Below are 22729 nucleotides of genomic sequence, written 5' to 3'. Positions count from 1 at the left end.
CTTTCCTTTGATTGTTAAATTTTAACCTATAACTTTCGAATCTGAATCAGAAAAATAGTTTACACTATTTTAATTATCCTATCATTATGAACATGAAATGCACCCTACTCTTTGTTTCGCTTACTGCCTTAATTCTAATGCCTGCTGCCTCCAACGCTCAATGTCCTTCCGGTTGCAATCCACTCAGCGGCGGTTATTTCATCAGTTATGTACCTCAATGTTATGGAGAAAATTATCAGGTAACTTTTCAGGCTGCTTTTGAATATGCCTATGATTGCAATGGGGGTTGGTGGCCATGGTATACCAATAACTTTACTTTTTCAGCGGATTTCAATACTACCTATTGCGCTACATTGTATTCTACTTGTTATTCCTCGAGCCCCTTTCAATATTGCTGTGACTGGGATATTAACAACAACTGCATTCAATACTGTCTCGATTGCAACACCTCCTCTTATCAAATACAACAGACTACGCAGGTAACTACAGGTAGTGCGCCTATATGTAACATATCTGTAAGTGCAACCAAAACAGATGCATCCGGCTTTGGTCTTGGCTGTTCCCCTGGATCAATAACAGTGTCCGCCTCCACCAATGCCTGTAATGGTTGGTATGCATTTATCGAACGCTTAAATGATGAATTCGGCCCTCAGACATTCAGTGGCTATGTAGACTCATCAAACCCTACACTGGGTGGCCTTCAAAATGGAACGTATTTGATTACGGCTTATTCCAACCCCGGAGGTTGTCAAGCAACAACTTCGATCATCGTTGGACAAAATAATTGCCAAATGGATGTTAGTACTTCTGTTAATAACCCTCTTATAGCTGGCTGTAATAATGGCGAAATAAAAATCAGTGCCATTACAAACAATTGCCAGGGTTATCAGTCCACATTGATGACCACTGATAGTGTCACGGTAACCTCATGCATTTCTGTTTCCGGTGATACTTGTTCTTTCTTGTTTTTACCTCCCGGAAATTATTTAATAAAAACAACAGATTATCCATATGCGCTCAGTTCCTGTACCAGATGGAATGCAATCACCATCGCCGATGCTCCCTGTGTAAGCCCCTGGACCATCTCTGCTACATCAGCAAGCGGATATGGCTGTAACGATGGAAGTTTTACCATCCGAGATACTACAACGAATTGCACCAATTTCTCTCCAGTGAGCATCTATCAATTTACTAAGCAAAATTATTATACCTATCTGTACTTATTCAATTACATCGACAAAGAATTCAATTATCCCGGATGGCCACCCGGTTGGTATTTCTTCAATGCAACTGCTGGTTATACCAATTACTATGGCCAATACATCTCCTGCGATATTTGGGATTCTATTTATATTGAACCTTCCTGCATACTCACTACCTCCTATTTTACTTCACCTGCAAGTGTTACCGGTTGTCCGAACGGAGAAATTAATGTGACCGCTACCACCAATGCCTGTTCCGGATATACGGCCGATATTTTAAGCACAACAGATAGCTCTACCATCTTTGCACAACAAACTGCAGCAAGTGGAGTCGCCATTAACTGGAACACTGTTCCGCCCGGAAATTATTTAGTACGCATCCGAACCAATCCTTTTTATGACACCCTATGTGAAGAGATTATTCCCATCACCATCGCCGACGCTCCTTGTGTAAGTCCCTGGACCATCTCTGCTACATCGGCAAGCGGATATGGCTGTTACGATGGAAGTTTTACTATCCGAGATACGACGACAAACTGCACTAATTTTTCTACAGTTAGCATCTATCAATTCAACAAGCAGAATTATTACACCTATCTGTACTTAGCCAATTACCCTGATAAAGAATTCAATTATCCCGGACTGCCTCCCGGATGGTATTTCTTCAATGCAACTGCAGGTTATACCAATTACTATGGCCAATACATCTCCTGCGATATATGGGATTCCATTTACATTGAACCTGCTTGCATCCTCACAGCCACCTATTCTACTTCACCTGCCAGCGTGGCCGGTTGCTTCAATGGTGAGATAAAAGTCACCGCCACTACCAATGCCTGTTATGGGTACTCAGCCGATATTTTAAGTACCACTGACAGCTCCACTATCTTTGCCCAGCAAGCTGCAGCAAGCGGCGTTGAACTTAGCTGGAATACCATTCCTCCCGGAAACTATCTATTACGCATCCGAACATCTCCTTTCTACGATACTTTCTGCGAAGAAATTATCCCTTTCACCATCGCCGACGCTCCTTGTGTAAGTCCCTGGACCATCTCTGCTACATCGGCAAGCGGATATGGCTGTTACGATGGAAGTTTTACTATCCGAGATACGACGACAAACTGCACTAATTTTTCTACAGTTAGCATCTATCAATTCAACAAGCAGAATTATTACACCTATCTGTACTTAGCCAATTACCCTGATAAAGAATTCAATTATCCCGGACTGCCTCCCGGATGGTATTTCTTCAATGCAACTGCAGGTTATACCAATTACTATGGCCAATACATCTCCTGCGATATTTGGGATTCTGTCTATATTGCTCCGAGTTGTTCGATTCAAACAACTTACAACATTGTTAGTGGTTGCGGGGTTTCCATCTTAGCTTCCACTTCAATAACGAATAGCTGCAATGGTCATCTTGCTAATTTATCGGATAGTGCAGGGAATTTATTGTACAGCATTTATAACACTTCAGGAGTGACCACATTCTTCAATAATCTGATTGATGGAACATATATTTTAACTATCACCTCCATACCACAAGGTTGTCAAACAACGGATACTATGCAAGTAACTGCGGATATTCCTAATATTTATTTTGCGGATAATGATGGGGACAATTTCGGAAATCCGGCTTTAAGCACATTTGCCTGTACAGCACCTATAGGTTATGTAACAGACTCCACCGATTGTGATGATACCAATCCGGGTGTTAATCCACTCGCTTCTGAAATCAACAATGGAATTGATGATAATTGCAATGGAAATACGGATGAATTTACAAGTATAACATTACACTTAAAAATCTATATTGAAGGTTATTATTTGGGAAATGGAGTAATGTCCGCAGTTCTTGACCCATTTACTCTACCCAATATATGTGACAGTATCACCGTTGTTTTACGTGAACCCATAGCACCTTTCAGCCCCATTCATTCTACATCATCCATCATCGATATCAATGGAAATGGTGTGTTTAACTTTCCCGCTGCAGTAAACAATCAATTGTATTATATTGAAGTAATTAACAGGAACACCATTGCAACCTGGTCAAAGCTACCTATCCTGTTTGATTCCCCTGTATTAAATTATGATTTTACTGATTAATTAATCTAAGTCTTGAAAAAGCTAAACTTATTCCGGTGTAAAAGTCATACTACTTCTAATGGAGTGAAATTCCATTAAACCTAAGCTCATATGTCATAAATACTCAAAAATTTATATTCACATCCACCGTATCCAATCCGTTGACAATCCCGGAAATAAGGGAATCAATGTCATTTCCCGTGATGCCATCGTTTTCAGTTAAAAATGTTGCCTTCCTTTCTGATAATTTATATCCATCCAGCGGCATAACAGAACCGATTTCCGGATCATAATTATCCGGAAAATTAAATACGGCCAATGGGTTGCAAATGCTTTTACTGAAAGAGAAATAGGTGTAAACTCAGGGTGGAGTGGCAACACATCATTGATATAAAGACAAAGCCATCCGGTGGGTTGTAGCGTGACTTCAATACCGGGTAAACCAGTCACGCCTAAACTACTGCAGGATTCTTTGTAAGGCATATTCGGCACATTACAACAAACACCTATTGATGTATAGGTAGATGCCATAAGTTCAATATATTTCTTTCTAAGAAAAGTACAGTAACCCGATGAATCCGTGTAAAAAGAATCAATCCTCGCTTCATAGGGCGCTGTTCCAAAACCTCCTCCCCAATACCCTTTCACCACCACTTTAGCATCGGGAATGGGATTACCCGTATGGAATTCTATTACTTTCACATAAATGGACTCATCCACTTGATAATAGGGCGGGGTGTCATCTTCACAGGAAAAAATGGAGAGGATAAAGAAGCCGGAAAAAATACATAGAACTTGATTAAATGTACGCCTTTTCATAAGTTATTTCATTTAAATGTACTTTAAACTGGAATGAGTTCCTTCAGTTGCTCCAAATTTCATTACTGCTAAAGTATACAAACTATTAAATTCATCATTAAAATCGGATAACATCGCGCAATTTACCATAAAACCTTTCTGTTAGGTGCTAATATTCTTCTATTTATATCCGTCTACTAAATGGCCCTAAAGAAAGTTGGACATTAACAAAATAAATACTTTACAGGATTCTCCAAAATATTAGTGATGGATAATCAATGCTATTGATCGTTGAATTCCGGCTTTCATCAAATTTACATAAATTTACTGATGAATTAAGCGTTATTGTCAAAACATTCGTCCCTTTCCGTTCTTTCTTACCGGACAATTCATATCCGAAAGTTAATAAAAATCCATTCATTTCAACCAAATTAATTTTATGTCATCTTCTACCGATAAAACAACCGCAGCATTAAAGGCCATCATAGCCTTGCGAAATCCGGCTACATTGATTGAAGAAATTCAACATAAGGCGGATCAGGAATTAACTGTCCAATCCTTGCCTGTTGAATTGTCTGCTTCAGCAGAAGGTATTCAAAGCCGTCATGAATTTCTCCGTAATAAAACAGGGAAAGCAATCACTTACCTCAGCGGCAAAAATCAATTTTCTTCTTTGGAACAATTGAATGGCAATATTGAAAATTATATTGGCATGTCGATGGTACCTACCGGAGTAATTGGTCCATTGCGGGTGATTGGTTCAGCGGCAGATGGGGATTACTATGTTCCTCTTGCTACGAGCGAGGGAGCTCTTGTTGCTTCTTATCACCGCGGGGCGAAAGCTTGCTTCCTTGCGGGAGGGGCTACTTCTATTTGTCTGGTGGAAGGTGTACAGCGAAGCCCTTTGTTTAAGTTTAAAAATATCGCTGAACTCGGGCAGTTTCTCATCTGGCTCTTGCCACAAATGGAGGAATTCAAAAAAATCGTTGGAAGTACCAGCAGGTATGCGTCATTGACAGACATGCAGTCGAATATCGAAGGCAATCAACTTATTCTCACCTTTGAATACCATACCGGTGATGCTTCCGGACAGAACATGGTGACGATGTGTACCGATGCGATCTGCCAGTATATCATTGAGAATAGCCCTGTTCAGCCTGTATTCTGGTTTATTGAAAGCAATTATTCCGGCGATAAGAAAGCGACTTCGCGGTCATTCAGTAACGTTAGAGGAAAAAAAGTAACCGCAGAGATTACGCTTTCAGAAAAAATTGTAACTGAAGTATTGAAGACCTCGCCACAGGCCATGTCAGCTTATTGGATCTCCTCCACACTGGGCATTATTCAAAGTGGTGCTATCGGTGCACAGGGACATTATGCGAATGGATTGGCCGCTTTATTTCTTGCTACCGGTCAAGATGTAGCCTGTGTTTCTGAAGCTTCAATAGGTATCACCAGAATGGAAGTCACCGCTGCAGGAGATCTATATGCGAGTGTAACCCTTCCAAATTTAATTGTAGGTACTGTGGGTGGCGGAACCGGACTGCCTACTCAAAAAGAATGTCTGGAGCTCATGGATTGTTATGGTGTGGGCAATGCCCGAAAATATGCGGAGATTTGCGGGGCATTGATTCTCGCAGGTGAATTGTCAATTGCAGCAGCTTTATCCGCCGGTCATTTTACTTCCGCTCATAAAAAATTCGGAAGAAAGAAATGAGTGGCCATAAAATGCAGAATGAGTTTAGTGTACATGCTGAAAACACGGCTTCATTCGGTAGACGATTTTACATCTATCAGAAAGAACGATTTCCATTGCTTGGACATGGCCTATTGGTGAGCGCCTTTAGCTTTTCCGCTACGGCCTATTCCAGGCTCTGCAGGGGAGCTGTTGGATTTATTCCCTGGCCGACGTTCCTGATTGGTATATTCACCACCGTTAGCCTCTTCCTGCTCGTGAGGATTTTTGATGAATTCAAAGACGCGGAAGATGATGCAAAGTACCGTAAAAATCTACCCGTACCCAGGGGATTAGTGTCTCTGAAAGAACTGGGAATTGTAGGTGCTATTTTGATACTATTACAAATCACGATCAACTTCATTTTCCTGCCAAAGATGTTGTTGATCTATTTTATCATCATTGCCTACCTCTCATTGATGGGTAAGGAGTTTTTTGCTGCCAGCTGGCTCAAGAAACACCAATTTTGGTATGTAACCTCTCATATGTTTATCATTCCGCTGATCGATATTTATTCCAGTGGTCTTGACTGGCTATTGGAAGGTGTAGAAGCACCCGTTGGATTATTGTTTTTCTTTGCCGTATCTTATATGAACGGAATTGTAATAGAAACCGGACGAAAAATACGCCGACCGGAAGACGAAGCAGAAGGTGTACTGACCTATACGTCGATGCTTGGAACGAATCGTGGTGTTTTTCTTTGGTTAACTTCACTAATGGTCACTTTGCTCTTAAGCATTGCCGCTTGTAACTATGCAGGATTTGGAACCACCGCCTTCATCGTGCTGGGAATTGTTTTCATATTTTGCGCAACACCGGCCTTGCTCTTCCTGAAAAACAAAACGGCAAGCTTTGCGAAAATGATTGAAAAAGCTTCCGGCATCTGGACGATTGCCATGTATCTGACCCTGGGCGCGGCGCCTATGTTGTCTAAATTATTTTCCGGTACATGATTTCTCTTTCATCTGAAAATAAGTCAGACCTTCAGCGATTCCATATTGGTGGAAAAGCCGGTAATCTGTTCCGTTTGCAAGAACTTGGGTTAAATGTGCCTCGCTTTATTGTAATTCCTCAGGAAGTTTTACACCACTCTATTCCGGAAAGCATTCGCAACTCCGATCCTGAAATTATTCGCAAATTTATCCGGGATATTCACATCAGTCAGGAAGAAATTGAGGAATTGCTTAAAGGATTCCCCTCTAAAGGATATTATGCGGTGCGATCCTCTGCCATTGACGAAGATGGGGCAGCTTTTTCATTTGCCGGACAATTTGAAAGTCATTTATATGTTACAAGAGCTGACCTTGCTGAAAAAATAAAGTCTGTTTGGTGTTCAGCATTCTCTGAGCGGGTTTTACTCTATAGAAAAACCAATCATCTGGATAATAATTTCGGGTTGGCTGTTATTGTACAGGAGATGATCGACTCGGAAGTAGCCGGCGTAGCTTTTGGTATAAATCCGGTCAATGGCAAAAATGATGAAAAAGTAATCAGTGCAGTTTATGGTTTAGGGGAAGGGCTAGTTTCCGGACTATTGGACTCCGATAACTTTATTCTAAAAAACGGGGAAGTCATTGCTCAATTGGCTGAAAAAAAACAACAGGTACTCTTCGACCAACATTCCGGCAATGGAACCCTTTTAAAAGATGTAGAAAAGGAACTTCAACTGAAACCTACGCTATCCGATCAACAGGTAGTTGAAATCGGAAAATTATTAGATCTTTTAAATACAGCCTTGCAGCATCCACAGGATATTGAATTCGCCTATAAGAATAACACACTTTACTTATTACAAACACGTCCGGTAACCACTACTACCACCAGGAACACTCCGAATGGTGAATACATCTTATGGGACAATAGCAACATCGTAGAATCCTATCCCGGTGTAACTACGCCACTCACTTTTTCATTCATCAGCAGTTCATATGAAGAGGCCTATAAAATATTTTGCAGCTATATGGGTGTGTCTTCCTCCGTCATTAAAAGTAATGAACGGGTATTTGCGAATACATTGGGCCTGATCAAGGGCAGGGTATATTATAATCTCAGAACATGGTATCATATGCTGGCCATGCTTCCCGGTTACAGTATCAATGCCCGTTTTATGGAGAGCATGATGGGTGTAAAGGAACGCTTTGATATTCCGGAATCCCTTCGTCTTTCAAAAGGAAAAGCCTGGTGGAGCATTATAAAGATGGTGGTGTTGATGTACATTCGGTTCATAACACTTCCATCAAAGCGCATAGCGTTTATGCAATTGGTGGAGAAGACCATTTCATCCTATAAGGAAATCAACTTCCGAGAAAAGGACGCACAAGAGCTGATGCACTTGTATCTCCGTTTTGAAAGTACGCTCCTTAAAGAATGGAAAGCGCCCCTGATCAATGATTTTTTTGCGATGATCTGGTTTGGGCTTCTGCAAAAGCGTTGTAAAAAATACGCCTTTAGCAAGAATCCGAATATTCACAATGATCTGTTGTGCGGCAGCAGTGATATTATTTCTACTCAGCCCATTCATAGAAGCATGGCAATAGCGACAACCATTGCAGCGAATAATGATCTAAAAAATATTTTTACAGGTCACAGTGCTACTGAAATTTGGAAAATCATTTCTTCCGGAAAAGAATTTACTCTACAAACATTAAAAAAAGAAATTGATGGCTACATTTCCGATTTCGGTGAACGCTGTATCGGAGAATTAAAACTTGAAACCGTATCGTATACCCAGGATCCCGTGAAATTCATCCAAATCCTGAAGTCGTATGTGGAGTCGGGGACTACCAGTGAAATGCTTTCAGGCAAAACCGAAGCGTTGCTTCGACAAACAGCAGAGCAGGAGATGAAAGCGGGATTAAAATATCAACCCTTCAGATTATGGATGCTTAAAAAGACGTTGCGTCGAACAAGAACAATGGTAAGTGCACGTGAAAATTTACGCTACGAACGAACCCGTGCTTTCGGAATTGTGCGCAATATCTTCTCCGCCATGGGCCATGCCTTGCAATCCAGGAATGTCCTTGAACATCCTCGGGATATTTTCTATCTTACCAAGGAAGAAATTTTCTCATATATTGAAGGGACATCTGCTACAACAAATCTAAAGGAGCTGATAAACCTCCGAAAGAATGAGTTTCAAGGATATCAGAAAGAAGAGGCACCAGCAGAACGATTCGCGACGTATGGGATTGTCTACAACGGCAACGACTTTTACAGCACCGCCAAAGTGGAAATACATACGGGAGATTTAAAAGGAATTGGATGCAGTCCGGGAAAAGTCAGAGGAAAAGTGAGAATCATCACAGATCCGGGTGAGACCTCTTCGTTGAATGGCGATATTCTTGTAACGACAAGTACTGATCCGGGATGGGTAACACTCTTTCCCAGCGCATCCGGAATCATTGTAGAACGGGGAAGCTTACTGAGTCATTCCGCCATCGTATCGCGCGAAATGGGAATTCCCTGTATAGTTAGTGTGACCGGCCTCTTAAAAACCTTAAAAAGCGGCGATCTGATCGAAATGGATGGAAGTACGGGATTAATAAATATTATTACTGCATGAGTGAGACGCTTACTGAAAAAGTCAACTTTGATCTTATCCGATATGCGAACTGTTGGGAAGATGCTGACATTCTTTTGAAAGGTCTGGCCATTACTCCCGGTGAGAAAATTTTGTCCATTGCTTCTGCAGGAGACAATAGCTTTTCATTGCTCACACAAAATCCCGAAATCGTTGTTGCCGTTGACGTCAATAAAATTCAGGGCTATGTAGTAGCACTCAAAAAATGCTGTTTTGAACAACTGGAATACGAAGAAACAATTTCCTTTCTCGGCTTCACTGCTTCGACAGATAGAGATCTTATTTTCCAAAAGATAAAAAAAGAACTATCAGGTGATGCACGAAACTATTGGGAAAGAAATCCGGAATTGATCAGCAATGGCATCATCTACGCAGGTAAATTTGAAAAATATTTTATATTATTCAGTAAACGCATCTTACCATTGATTCATTCACGAAAGAAGGTACATGAATTATTTAAAATTAAAACGGAACAGGAACAGGAAATATTCTATCAAGAGAAATGGGACACACTTCGCTGGCGACTGCTGTTCAAACTGTTTTTCAGCAAGTACGTGATGGGCAAGTTAGGGAGAGATCCCGCGTTTTTAAAAGAGGTAAATGTGCCGGTGGCAGATTATATTTACAATAAAGCAGGACTACATTTAAAAAGTAAAAATGCCCAAATGAATTTTATACTTCATTTCAACCTGAATGGAAATTTTGGTCATTTACTGCCGCACTATCTTCAAAGAGAAAATTATGACCTCATTCGTTCAAACATTTCAAGATTAAAAATCATGCAGGGTTATGCACAGGATGCCATCAGTACTTACGGAAGGTTTCATGGAATGAATCTTTCCAATATATTTGAATACATGGATGAGCAACTCTTTCGCGAAACTGCTGAGGCCCTAATAAGCGGAAGCAATAGCGGCGGACGATTGGCCTATTGGAATTTGATGGTGCCCCGCAGGATTTCTGCTCTACTATCAGGAACGGTTGAATATAAACAGGAACTATCATCATCATTAAGTCAAATAGACAAAGGGTTTTTCTACAAACAATTTATAGTCGATAGTAAATCATGAATTCGGATTTAAAATACTCCTTACTCTTAGCACTTTCATTTCTGGTGCTGTTTGGTCTTGCTGAATATCTTTACCACAAGCAACATATCCGGGCAGAGCTGACGCGCAAAATGGTCCATATCTGCACCGGACTTCTCACACTTCTTTTCCCACTACTCCTTATCCATCACTGGTATGTTTTAATGCTCTGCGGTTCCTTCGCGGTAATTATTCTAGCGAGCCTTAGATTTAATTTTCTTCCTTCCATCAACGCTATTGATAGAAAATCTCATGGAAGTATTTGTTATCCCATAGCGGTGTACCTTTGCTTTTTAGTCTATGAATTCTATTCATCAAAAACAACTCATATTGGCAATCCCCTTCTCTATTACTATCTGCCTATTCTGACGCTCGCGATTTGTGATCCGATGGCGGCTTATGCCGGAAAGCACTTTCCGTATGGAAAATTCAAAGTCTGGGGTGGAACAAAATCACTTTCAGGATTGACCGCCTTCTTTCTTTCCTCATTGATCATTACTTCCAGTGTTCTATACTCCTTCTCAGCAACCGGTACAACCGGAAGTGACATTCTTCTCCTATCCTTGCCGTTAGCCATCATTGGAGGTATTGCGGAGGCGATCAGTAGTAAAGGTCTTGACAATATCACCATACCGGTATCCGTATTGCTCACTTTAATAGCACTCACATGAATCGCGTCATACGTATGTTGCCGGGAGACCCATTGTTTTATTTATACGAGCAATTTCCTGCAAAAATATACCCGGCTGAAAGTATCCGGCTAAAACAGGCCCAAAAGCAACCCGGTAATTTCCTTGAAGCTTGTTATCTGTTCATGGAGGGAGAAGAAGTAAAATGCAGAGCCGCCTTGTATCATAATCCCCTATTAAGTTATGATCATAAAAAAATCACTCTGTATAGGTAATTACGAAGCGGTAGAGGACGATAAATATGGCCTGGCTTTATTGCAGCAAATCGAAGCAGATGCGAAGGCGTCAGGATCGGAATATCTGATAGGACCAATGAACGGCAGCACCTGGGAAAACTATCGCTTTAGTACAGACCATAACCATCCGAATTTTTTCCTTGAACCCTGGCATCCGCTCTATTATAACAGGCATTTTCTGAAAGCAGGATTTCATGTTATTGGAAAGTATTTTTCCAGTATGGCGCATCTTGAGCCGGTACCGGAAGACTTCCATCAAAGAAAAAGTGCATTTGAAGCAAAAGGGATCACCTTTCGTGCTATTGATCCCCATCATTTTGATTCGGAACTGGAAAAGCTTTACACATTAAATACACTCGCCTTTCAAAATAATTTCCTTTACACGCCGATAACGTTGGAAGAATTTAAAAACAAATACCGGCCGATACAGCAAATAATACAACCGGAATTGATCATGATGGCGGAAGACCGGAAGGGAAATTTGATGGGTTACCTCTTCAGCATTGAAGACTTCTACTATCCCGCAGAGAAAAGGCTGATCATAAAAACGGCGGCCAGACATCCTGATCAACAGTGGCGAGGGTTGGCACATGCGCTGTACAACATCGTTAGTGAAACAGCGAAAGAAAAACAATTTCAATCTGTCATTCATGCTTTCCTTTATGAAGAAGGTTCGTCTCTTGGTATCACGAAGAATTTCAACGGAGAAAGATTCAAACATTATGCGCTGTATGGAAAAGCACTCTGACGCATTTAACATTACCGAACTATTTTACAGCTCTGCGGGTAAACATCCCTCTAAAACCGCACTTCACTATCGCGACCACGCCATCACCTTTTCAGCGCTTGAGCAACAAGTAACGGATTACGCACAATATTTATTAAGCAAAGGTATTTCGAAAGGCGATCGGGTGATGGTGTTTCTGCCGATGAGTATAGATTTGTACAGAACTGTTCTTGCCATCTTCAGCATAGGAGCTACGGCTGTATTTCTGGATGAATGGGTCAGCAAGAGCAGAATGGAAGCCTGTTGTCGGGTAGCGCCGTGCAAAGCATTGATAGGTAGATTTAAAGTAAGACTTCTTTCCTTACTTTCATCCGAATTAAGAAAAATACCCATTATGCTAAGTGCGAAGTATGTTCAACCGGAGAAAAAATATGCAGTACCCCTGACCACGGCTGACGACACTGCGCTTATCACTTTTACGACAGGCAGCACCGGCATTCCCAAAGCAGCGAAGCGAACCCATGGTTTTCTCAGGGCTCAGTTTGATGTACTCCTTCAGAAGATACAAACCCACGACCATGAAATCGACATGCCGGTTCTTCCTATTGTTTTACTGATGAATTTTGGAACAGGAACCACCTCTGTCATTGCTGATTTCAATGCACGAAAGCCGGATACACTACAACCTGAAAACATTCTGAAACAGCTAAAGAAATATCAGGTGACACGAATAATTGCTTCTCCTTTCTTTATTAAACAGATCGCCAAACATCTTATTTCTACAAAAGCAAAAACACCCAACTTAACGCGAATCATCACCGGAGGAGCACCGGTATTTATGGCTGAAGCTACCATCTATTGTGAGGCGTTTCCCGATGCTACAATAGAAATCGTTTATGGTTCCACCGAATCAGAACCCATCAGCTCCATTTCAGCATTTCAATTAATAAAAGAAAACAATAAAAATTCCCTTCGCGGACTTCCTGTCGGACGAGTTGATAAAAACACTTCTGTAAAAATCATTCCGGTCACTGATGCTTCTCTTCACCTGCACGCTGACGAAGAATTATCTGAATTGCAATCCCCGCCCTATGTAATTGGCGAAATCATAGTCAGCGGGAAACATGTACTAAGAGAATACATCAACAACGAAGAAGCATTAAAACGAAATAAAATATTCATTCAGGGGACTTGCTGGCATCGCACAGGAGACAGTGGCTTTATGGACGACGAGGGAAACCTCTATCTCACGGGAAGATGCAATTCGCTGATACATATTAAAGAGCAACTGCTTGCACCCTTCGTTTATGAAAATTATTTCTTATCGATAAATGGTGTAGAAACAGGAACCATCATGTTGAAGGAAGGAAGGTTTTATGCGATCATCGAAGCCAACTCTTTCGCTGATAAAGAATTGATCACTCAGGAAATTCACAAACACCCCATTCCGCCGGAGCAAATCCTTTTCATGAATAAAATTCCACGTGATCCAAGGCATAATTCGAAGATTGACTATGCGAAATTGTTTAAGCTGTGCTTAGTAAAATGAAAATAAGTAAATCGGTAATAGTAAATAGTATTCCATTTTTCAGACTACCGACTGTTTTATACAAACCTTCATAATCCTTTTTGTTCACATTCTATCGCCATATTTCGGCAGTGGATGAATAATAATTCATTTTAATTTGCGGAAGAAAAATGATCCTTGTCAGTTTTGAAATGTTGTCAAAGCCATTCATCCTTATATAAATATATCATCGTTATGATGGTTAAATCATAAATTTTAACTTTGAACATACAATTTTTTTCAAAATAAAAAAATAAAGCTTGCAGAATTAACAATTTATTAATATCCTTGTTCAGATTTATATTGTTCGCCAGCGCATTGCACCACAGATTCTTTACTGCTTTTCGTTTTTAGTTGACTGACCATTTGCGTTATTATTCTTTAGGTATTAAACTGTTTGTATTCATTTCATTCTTTAAGCGTATGAAAAACGTAATTAAAATAACCTGTTTACTACAACTCCTGATTCTGATTTTTTCACAAGCCTGTTGCGTTCACTGTCGATATGAAATCACATCCGGACAACATGAAATATCTGACAAATGAAATAATGAATACACGATCCCCGGTATAAGACACAAATAATTTAGAAAAAAACAGTTATGCCCCCTATGTTACTATGGATCGTCCGATTTTGAGTTATACCATAACAATTCTGTTCAAGATTAAGCATCCAACTAAATTACTTCACTCTATAAAAACGCCTCTTTACATCCATTAAAAATCACTTTCAAATAAATCAAATATTCAATACCATATTATGAAATCTATCTTCTACAGATTACTCATATTCTTAAGCATAACCATTGAAACTCTCCAGGCACAGGTACCGCAAGCCATCCCCTATCAGGCGGTAGCAAGAGACCTGACTGGAAATCCTTACATCAATCAGGCGATAATTCTCCGCTTCAGCATTCACGATGTTAGCGCGGGAGGTACAATTGTCTATAAGGAAACACAACCTGCAACTACTAATACACTTGGACTCTTTTCCGTAAATATCGGACAAGGAACTCCTGTGACAGGTACCTTCCCGGCCATCAACTGGGGCACCAATGCAAAATTCTTGCAGGTAGAATTGGATATAACCGGTGCAGGAGTTACTTACACGGATATGGGCACGCAGCAATTGCTCAGTGTACCCTTTGCCTTGTATTCAGGAAAATCAGCAAACCTCCCGGATGGTACGGCGAACGGAAATACGTTGCGATGGAACGGCACTACATGGATTGCAGATGATGTGGTAACGAACACAGGAAGTAATGTTGGTCTTGGAACATCGACACCAAATGCTTCTGCTTCACTTGACATAACCTCAACAACAAAAGGTTTTCTCATGCCAAGAATGACAACTACACAGCGCAATGCTATTGCATCACCTGTATTAGGATTACAAATTTTTAATCTGGATGATCAATGTACAGATATATATGATGGAACAAACTGGATAAAAAATTGCGGGTTCAAACAAACGGGTACAGTAGCTAGTCCAACAGGATCCGGAAGCAACGAATGGGTTAAGAAAACGAACTTAACGGGTATAGCCAGATCTGCTGCAGTTGGTTTCAGTATAGGAGATAAGGGTTATATTGGTACAGGGAATGATGCTAATTCAAATTTTCTAAATGATTTTTGGGAGTATAATTCAATTTCAAATTCATGGACTCAAAAAGCAAATTTTCCCGGAGGGGCCAGGCATTATGCTGCCGGTTTTAGTATTAATGGAAAAGGTTATTTAGGTACAGGATTCGGAAACTCTGGTTATTATAATGACTTTTGGGAATACAATCCTATTAATAATACCTGGCTAATCAGAGCTAATTTCCCCGGAGGAGCTAGAATGTCCGCTGTCGGATTTCCAATAGGAAATAAAGGATATGTAGGGTGTGGAAATAATGCACCAACCGACTTTTGGGAGTTCGACCCAATTTTAAATAGTTGGAGTGCAAAAGCAAATGTTCCTATATCATCTCCTAACAATTATGGAGCGGGATTTGCAATTGGAAACAAAGGGTATATGTTTATTTCATGGGTTCAATTTTCAGATCCTAATTTTTTCGAGTATGATCCTTTAACCAATGCATGGACTCAAAAAACAAGTTTCATTGGAACTCCCGGAGGAGTATTTCGATCTTCGCCGGTAGTCTTTTCAATTTTAGATAGAGGTTATCTTGGAGGAGGATATAATTACTCCGATTTTCATGAATACAATCCTGCATTAGATGTGTGGACTCAAAAAGCTAATTTGGGTGGGGGAAATATTGATATCCCAATAAGTTTTGTAATTTCCGGGAAAGGATACTATTGTACTGGTCGATTTTTTTCGTTGTATAAAAAAGAGCTTTGGCAATATTCTCCAAGTCAACAAATAACCACCTATTCAAGTATACCAACTACTATGAACAACACTTCCATAAATAATGGGAGTTGGATTACGTTTGGAAACACCATTTACAATAGCAATTCAGGAAACACTGGAATCGGAACTAGTTCACCAACTCAAAAACTTGACGTAGCAGGAACAACACGAACCACTAACTTTCAACTGACCACTACACCGGCAAATGGTCACGTGCTCATAAGCGATGCAAGTGGAAATGCAAATTGGGTACCTCCATCAACGTTAGGTCTTGGTACAGTTACCAATATCGCCACCGGTACAGGATTAACAGGTGGACCTATTACGGGTTCCGGCACAATTAGTCTAGACAATAGTGGTGTAACAGCCGGTACCTATACTAAACTTACGGTGGATGCCACAGGGCGCGCTACTATTGCCACAAACCTGACGGCAAGCGATATTCCAGCCGGCGCCAGTGGTTATATACAGAATCAAACAGCAACTGATCAATCGGGCGGATTCAGATTTGATGGTGATGGATTATTCAATGGCGGCAATGTAGGTATCGGAACTATTTCTCCTGCAGAAAAACTCGAGGTTAACGGAAATATAAAATTTACTGACAATGGAGAAATTAGCAGTTACAGCAATTACCATCGTATTATGTTTAGAAGATTTGAATTCAAATTGGAGTTCCGTGAATTTGGCGATATCATCTTCTCACCCGGTGCCACAACAGGTTTAGAAACGTCAAGAATGGTTTTTAATGCAGCGGGTAATGCCGGTTTTGGTATCAATTCACCACAGACAAAAATACATATTGATGGTGGATCAGATGCAGATTTTACTAACACTTCAGGATATCTTACGATTGGAAACACCGGAACTACAAATCTGGTTATTGATGACAATGAAATCATGTCACGTAATAACGGTGCGCCATCCCGACTATTTCTGCAAAACTCCGGAGGAAATGTTGGTATCAATAGTAATGCTGCTGAACCTCTCGCTGCTTTGGATGTAAATGGAACAGTGAAGTTAGGTACCGTTGGTACGGTGATAAATAACCTGATTAAACAATCACAGTCTATGGAAATCCCTTCTATAGCAGCAGGCGCCACCTACATTCAAACATTTTCCATTGCTAACGCCAGCATTGGAGCAACAGCATTTGTTTCTCCTGAACAAGCTTTGGGGAATGGTCTATTGATAGCTTATTGCCGGGTATCCGTCGCGAATACTGTTGAAGTAAAATTCACAAATATCACCGGTGCAGCTATAGATCCTCCTCTCATGAATTATCACATCACCGTAATTCAATAGTACCAATTTTGTCGATTTGTTTCATAAATTCAATTTTAAGATAAAAAATAATTCTATACTAATTAATTAAAATATAAGGTTATGAAATCTACCATCATCAAACTACTCCTATTTCTCTGTATCACCTTTGAAACGCTACATGCACAAGTTCCGCAAGCCATCCCCTATCAGGCGGTAGCAAGAGACCTGACTGGAAATCCTTACATCAGCCAGTCGATAATTCTCCGCTTCAGCATACACGATGTTAGCGCGGGAGGGGCCACTGTCTATTCTGAAACACAACCTGCAACTACTAATACACTTGGACTCTTTACAGTAAATATCGGACAAGGGACTCCTGTGACAGGTACCTTCCCGGCCATCAACTGGGGCACCAATGCAAAATTCTTGCAGGTAGAATTGGATATAACCGGTGCAGGAGTTACTTACACGGATATGGGCACGCAGCAATTGCTCAGTGTCCCTTATGCTTTATATTCAGGGAAATCAGCAAACCTTCCGGATGGAACGGCGAACGGAAATACGTTGCGATGGAACGGAACAACCTGGATTGCAGATAATGCAGTAACGAATACAGGAAGTAATGTTGGCATTGGAACAGCAGCACCAAGCTCATCTGCTACTCTAGATTTAACGTCCACAACAAAAGGTTTTCTCATGCCAAGAATGACAACGGTGCAGCGCAATGCTATTGCATCACCTGCATTAGGATTACAAATTTTTAATTTAGATGATCAATGTGTAGATATTTATGATGGTACAGACTGGATAAAAAATTGTGGAATAAGAGTCACAAGCACCACCATTGATCCCAATCATCCAACCCCCAATAGCTGGATTTTAAAAGCAAATTGCGGAGGTGGAGAACGACTGGAACCCGTAGGTTTTTCAATAGGAAACAAAGGATATATTGGAACAGGATATTTCAATTTCGGAGGATATAAAACTGACTTCTGGGAATATGATCCAACTACAGGAATATGGACTCAAATTGCTAATTTTGGAGGTAGTGCCCGAATGAGCGCTGTGGGCTTTTCTATTGGAAGCAAAGGATATGTTGGGACAGGAAATGATGGTACTTATAAGTCTGACTTTTGGGAATACAATCCAACTTCAGATTCATGGACACAGAAAGCTCCGTTGCCTGCACTTGCCGGACCAAGAGAAAAAGCAGTTGGGTTTTCCATTAATAATAAAGGATATATTGGAACAGGTTATCGTGGCATTTATTTAACTGATTTTTGGGAGTACGATCCTACCAACGATAGTTGGATATCTCGCTTAAGTCTTCCGACCGGGGCACGCGCTGATGCCGTTGGTTTTTCAATTGGTAGCAAAGGTTATATTGGAACGGGATCCAATATAAGTCCTGCTGACTTTTGGGAATTTGATCCGACCTTAAATACTTGGACGCAAAAAGCCAATTTTACTGCAAGTGGCACGAGATCAAGAGCAGTTGGCTTTTCAATAGGGAATAAAGGATACATCGGGACAGGATATAGCTTTGTTACAATGAATGATTTTTGGGAATACAACCCTGTAAATGATGGGTGGACTCAAAAAGCAAATTTTGGTGGAATACCCAGATTAAAAGCAATAGGATTTTCAATTGGCAATAAAGGATATATTGGAGGTGGATACAATGGAGCTGGTACGTATTATATAGATTTCTGGGAATACATGGATGACAATGTAACTGGAATAAATTATTCTTCTACAGTTCTTACCGGACAGAACAGTACTTTTTCTGACGGCGCCTGGACCATTTCCAACAACGATATATATAACAGTAATAATGGAAATGTTGGAATAGGTACCACTACACCGGAAACCAAATTATCCATAAAATCTTTTTTGGATAACATGCTTACCCTATCCAGTTCTAACCCGACTAATGTTGGATCAGGACCCATTCTGGTTTTAAAAGCCATTGATGACTTAAGTGTTGAATCAACAGGTTTTATTGGTCAGATTGCAAAAGATATTCATTACCCTTACAGAACAGGAGCACTGGAACTCCGGCCGCAAAGCAGAATTAATTTTTATAAAAGCAATGCTACAGTTGGAGTTTCTCCAATGGCAATGACTATTTTAAATTCCGGTAATGTGGGTATCGGCACTATTTCCCCCACGGCAACTCTGGATATTACAGGTAATTTAAAATTAACAGATGGTACTCAGGGATTGGGTTATATTCTGCAATCGGATGCAACAGGATTGGCTTCATGGGCAAATTTAAATTCACTTGAAACCGATCCTAAAGTTGGAACACTTTCAGTAAATAAAATTCCAAAATGGAATGGAAGTAGTTTAACGGATGGAATAATGCATGATAACGGTTCTAAAATCGGTATAGGAACTGCCGATCCCCTGCACGCTTTTCATGTACACAATGGAAATTTTATGGTTACAGGTGGCACTTCCATTGGAGGTCCGATGATTTTGTTTGGCGGAGGAACCACGCTTACCGGCCCGGGCGCAGATTATAACGGTATGTGGGGAATTGAATATGAACCCACTGATGGAGGATTGAATTTTTGGAAACCAAATCCCAACCCAAGTGGCTCGGGGAATTACTTTTTGTTCCTGTCAAATAATGGCAATATAGGAATTGGAACCAATATTCCTTCCCAAAAACTGGAAGTAAACGGAAACATCAAGTTTACTGACAATGGAGAAATCAGTAGCTATAGTAATAACCATCGGATTCTATTCAGACGATTTGAAAACAAAATGGAGTTCCGTGAATATGGTGATATCATCTTCTCACCGGGAGCTACAGCTGGGCTAGAGACTTCAAGAATGGTTTTTAACGCAAATGGTAATGCCGGATTCGGAATCAATTCACCTCAGACTAAAATACATATTGATGGTGGGACTGATGCAGATTTTACAAACACTTCAGGATATCTTACGATTGGCAATAACGGAACTACAAATCTGGTTTTTGATGACAATGAAATTATGTCGCGCAATAACGGTGCACCTTCCCGTCTCTTTCTGCAAAACTCCGGAGGAAATGTTGGTATCAATAGTAATGCTGCTGAACCTCTCGCTGCTTTGGATGTAAATGGAACAGTGAAGTTTGGAAGTGCGGGAACGGTACTTGCTGCTGTGATTAAAGAAACAGTGTCCACAGCTTCTTTATTAATTCCTGCCAATACAACAAGTGTTCAAACGTATACGATTTCTAATACTGTGACTACGGCCTCAGTATTGGTTTCACCGGCAACAGCTATAAATGCGGGACTAATCATAGCCTATGCACGTGTATCCGCTCTCGGAACGGTGGAAGTCGCGTACCGTAACACCACAGGAGCAGGTATAACTCTGAATTCGGGAATTAATTTATTTATAACTGCTATACAATAATATTCATTAAATGATAAACCATACACTAAATCATTTAGGGAAGGAGAGCAGTATGGATAAAATTATCAGTATCACACTAATAATTTTATTCATACTTTGCTCCTTAACAAAAAGCAATGCTCAAACTCAAGCTGATCCTGGACAAACAAATCATGCTGATTCATTGAAAATAGCAAGTGAAAATCAGCGAAAGGAACTGGCATTGAAACTTTCATCTTCAGACATTACCCACATGATTATTCATACCGATTCAAATAACTATGGTTACTACATTTTTATTGACGGTGATATGGTCATAGAGCAACGTTCTATTCCTGCTGTAGGAGGGAAGATGGGATTCAAAAATGGAGAAGATGCCACTAAAGTAGCAGGACTTGTTATTACGAAATTGAAAGCGGGTGAAATGCCACCTTCAGTCACCATTGAAGAATTGAATCAACTACATATATCAACTGCAAAAGAATAAATAATTTCCACGTATTATATCCAACTACCAATGAAAATAATCTATAGAATTTTGATAATTATGGCAGGCTCCTGGCTCATTGAAACAAGCCCTATCTACTGTCAATCGCTAAGTCCCGCTGCTATTACAACCGATGGAGGCTATTATAATGCAGGGGGGAGCTCGCTCTCATGGACCCTTGGTGAGACTTGCCATTCCACGCTCCAGGCCGGAAATATTATCCTCACACAAGGGGAACAACAGCCGTACATCAATCTGCGGTTGTTAAATCTGAAAGCTTTTATTGAAGGCTTCTACATCGGTGGCGGACAAATGACTGCCGTCCTCCACAACAATGACCCCTTGAACTATCCACCGAATTCCTGTGATGTCGTGAGCGTGGAATTGCATAACTCCGGTTCACCCTACGGTTTTGTGATTTCAAAAAATGTGGTGCTTCTCACGGACGGGTCAGCTTTGGTCCAATTCCCAAACACGGTCCCACAGGATAGTTATTACATTGTACTTCGACACCGCAACTCCATTGAAACCTGGAGTAAAGTACCGTTGCTGTTTAATGGAAATATACTTAGTTTTGATTTTACTGCGCCTTAATCCGATACAAATCCATAAGAAGCCCGTAAAGAGTTTTAGAATAAATTACTATTGTTGTTTGTTTCAATCAACTATCAAGTGCTGCAACTTTTGTATTTTATAAAAGGATCAATCCGGCATTAAAACTCTTCTCTAAAACAAACTTCAATTCTTATGTATTGAATATCTATTTATAATCGCACACCTTCGGCAGCGTTATCACATGTTGGAAATTAAATTCGACACGGTGCGCCTTTCCATTTCTCGGTTTTATATAAAAGTTACTTCATCTTAAGAAAATGCAATAGCACTAATTGACTCATCTTCAGTACTTATCACGTGTTTTATTTCACTGATATTTTTAGAGTTTACTTTTCATTAAATATGACAAATCTCATATTCATTTATTCGGACCAAATTGTCCGAATATCGTAAAATAATTTAAATTTGCTCAAAATTTCAATGCCATGTTTTCAAAGGCCTGTGAATATGCTATTAGAGCGGTGATTTTCATTGCCGATAAATCATCTCAGGGTGAACGGGCGAACTTACATGAAATTGCAAACGGCATCAACTCTCCCGTTGCATTTACAGCCAAAATACTGCAAAAACTCGCTAAAGGTGAAATAATTATTTCTACAAAAGGACCACGTGGCGGATTCGAAATAACCAATCGTAAAATAAACAAAACTTCGCTGGCGGAAATCGTAATTACCATTGATGGTCGTTCTGTTTTGACGCATTGCGTTCTGGGTCTGGAAAAGTGTACAGATTCACACCCTTGCCCGGTTCATCATAAATTTCTTCCCATACGGAATGACTTGGTTGCCTTCTTACATCAGACATTGTTAAAAGATGTCGTAACCGATTTATCTATGTTAAATACTTTCATAAAACCCTGAAAAAAATTTAAACCTATTTCGGACATTTTTGTCCTTATT

The 22729-nt window shown here is 40.3% G+C and carries 15 protein-coding genes; 14 read left to right on the top strand and 1 reads right to left on the bottom strand.

Going from position 1 to position 22729, the window contains the following annotated elements:
- Window positions 1-86: 86 nt before the first annotated feature.
- Window positions 87-3314 (top strand): putative metal-binding motif-containing protein, encoded by a 3228-nt coding sequence (locus IPJ86_15950; GenBank protein ID MBK7888714.1) that lies wholly within the window; start codon window positions 87-89, stop codon window positions 3312-3314.
- A gap of 198 nt (window positions 3315-3512) precedes the next feature.
- Here IPJ86_15950 and IPJ86_15945 read toward each other — a convergent pair whose 3' ends face one another.
- On the bottom strand, window positions 3513-4112 hold the full coding sequence (locus IPJ86_15945) for a hypothetical protein (GenBank protein ID MBK7888713.1): 600 nt from the start codon (window positions 4110-4112) through the stop codon (window positions 3513-3515).
- Between the two features lie 418 nt (window positions 4113-4530).
- On the opposite strand from IPJ86_15945, the gene IPJ86_15940 reads away from it, so the two are divergent.
- From IPJ86_15940 to IPJ86_15880, 13 genes are all read left to right on the top strand, one after another.
- The gene (locus tag IPJ86_15940) at window positions 4531-5808 is read left to right on the top strand and encodes a hydroxymethylglutaryl-CoA reductase (GenBank protein ID MBK7888712.1); all 1278 of its coding nucleotides are present in this window, start codon (window positions 4531-4533) and stop codon (window positions 5806-5808) included.
- Window positions 5805-6779: a UbiA family prenyltransferase gene (locus IPJ86_15935; protein ID MBK7888711.1), complete on the top strand. Its 975-nt coding sequence runs from the start codon at window positions 5805-5807 to the stop codon at window positions 6777-6779. The genes IPJ86_15940 and IPJ86_15935 overlap by 4 nt, the downstream gene beginning before the upstream one ends.
- Window positions 6776-9388 carry a phosphoenolpyruvate synthase gene (locus IPJ86_15930; GenBank protein MBK7888710.1) on the top strand — a complete coding sequence of 871 codons (2613 nt, stop codon included), beginning with the start codon at window positions 6776-6778 and terminating at the stop codon, window positions 9386-9388. Before IPJ86_15935 ends, IPJ86_15930 begins: the two co-directional genes overlap by 4 nt.
- A complete protein-coding gene (locus IPJ86_15925) occupies window positions 9385-10476 on the top strand; it encodes a DUF3419 family protein (GenBank protein ID MBK7888709.1) in 1092 nt (363 codons plus the stop codon). The genes IPJ86_15930 and IPJ86_15925 overlap by 4 nt, the downstream gene beginning before the upstream one ends.
- Entirely contained in the window at window positions 10473-11165 is a 693-nt protein-coding gene (locus IPJ86_15920) for a phosphatidate cytidylyltransferase (GenBank protein MBK7888708.1), read from the top strand. Before IPJ86_15925 ends, IPJ86_15920 begins: the two co-directional genes overlap by 4 nt.
- Window positions 11162-11398, top strand: coding sequence for a hypothetical protein (locus tag IPJ86_15915; GenBank protein ID MBK7888707.1), 237 nt, complete (start codon window positions 11162-11164; stop codon window positions 11396-11398). Before IPJ86_15920 ends, IPJ86_15915 begins: the two co-directional genes overlap by 4 nt.
- The gene (locus IPJ86_15910) at window positions 11367-12167 is read left to right on the top strand and encodes a hypothetical protein (protein ID MBK7888706.1); all 801 of its coding nucleotides are present in this window, start codon (window positions 11367-11369) and stop codon (window positions 12165-12167) included. The genes IPJ86_15915 and IPJ86_15910 overlap by 32 nt, the downstream gene beginning before the upstream one ends.
- Window positions 12151-13695, top strand: coding sequence for an AMP-binding protein (locus IPJ86_15905; protein ID MBK7888705.1), 1545 nt, complete (start codon window positions 12151-12153; stop codon window positions 13693-13695). Before IPJ86_15910 ends, IPJ86_15905 begins: the two co-directional genes overlap by 17 nt.
- A 778-nt stretch (window positions 13696-14473) precedes the next feature.
- Window positions 14474-17377 (top strand): hypothetical protein, encoded by a 2904-nt coding sequence (locus IPJ86_15900; protein MBK7888704.1) that lies wholly within the window; start codon window positions 14474-14476, stop codon window positions 17375-17377.
- Between the two features lie 81 nt (window positions 17378-17458).
- On the top strand, window positions 17459-20749 hold the full coding sequence (locus IPJ86_15895) for a hypothetical protein (protein ID MBK7888703.1): 3291 nt from the start codon (window positions 17459-17461) through the stop codon (window positions 20747-20749).
- Between the two features lie 52 nt (window positions 20750-20801).
- Window positions 20802-21215 (top strand): DUF4907 domain-containing protein, encoded by a 414-nt coding sequence (locus IPJ86_15890; GenBank protein ID MBK7888702.1) that lies wholly within the window; start codon window positions 20802-20804, stop codon window positions 21213-21215.
- 30 nt (window positions 21216-21245) lie between these two features.
- A complete protein-coding gene (locus IPJ86_15885; GenBank protein ID MBK7888701.1) occupies window positions 21246-21809 on the top strand; it encodes a hypothetical protein in 564 nt (187 codons plus the stop codon).
- 446 nt (window positions 21810-22255) lie between these two features.
- Complete coding sequence (locus tag IPJ86_15880; protein ID MBK7888700.1) at window positions 22256-22690, top strand: Rrf2 family transcriptional regulator; 435 nt, start codon at window positions 22256-22258, stop codon at window positions 22688-22690.
- Window positions 22691-22729 lie beyond the last annotated feature (39 nt).

The organism is Bacteroidota bacterium (assembly GCA_016713925.1).
Classification (GTDB): Bacteria; Bacteroidota; Bacteroidia; order AKYH767-A; family OLB10; genus JAJTFW01.
The sequence above is the reverse complement of the archived record's forward strand: the minus strand, read 5'-3'. Positions and strand labels throughout refer to the sequence as shown.